Here is a 563-nt window from a genome sequence, read left to right on the forward strand (position 1 = left end):
GAGGCCGACAGCACGCTGATCCTGATTGACCTGGGTAAGGGCCAGAACCGCATGGGCGGCTCCATCCTCGCGCAAACGCTGGACAAGGAAGAGGGCAAGGTGCCCGATCTCGACGATCCGAAAGACCTGGTCAACCTCGTCAATGCCATCAATGCGCTGCGCAAAGAGGGCAAGCTCATGGCCTACCACGACCGCAGTGACGGTGGCCTGTTTGCCGCAGTATGTGAGATGGGCTTTGCCGGCAACGTGGGCGTGTCGCTCAACATCGACATGCTGCTGGTCGAAGGCGACGGCATTTCCGACAGCCGCATGGACACGGGCGACAGCAAGAACTGGGCAAGCCAGGTCGGCGCGCGCCGCGAGGAGCTCACGCTCAAGGCGCTGTTCAACGAAGAGCTGGGTGCCGTCATCCAGGTGGCCACGTCTGCGCGCAACGAAGTGATGCAGACCCTGCGCGAGCACGGCCTCTCCAAATTCAGCCACTTCATCGGCAAGACGCGCCCACAGCACGCCTCGCTCGAAGTCGGCAAGGGCGAGATCCAGGTCTGGCGCGACACCAAGGC

1 protein-coding gene is annotated in these 563 nt (G+C 63.1%); it reads left to right on the forward strand.

Annotated features, from left to right (window positions below; genetic code table 11):
* The coding region (locus AC1D1X_RS25320; RefSeq protein WP_477699638.1) for an AIR synthase-related protein at nt 1-563 on the forward strand (563 nt) is incomplete at both ends.

Source organism: Polaromonas sp. P1_G4, from assembly GCF_056405475.1.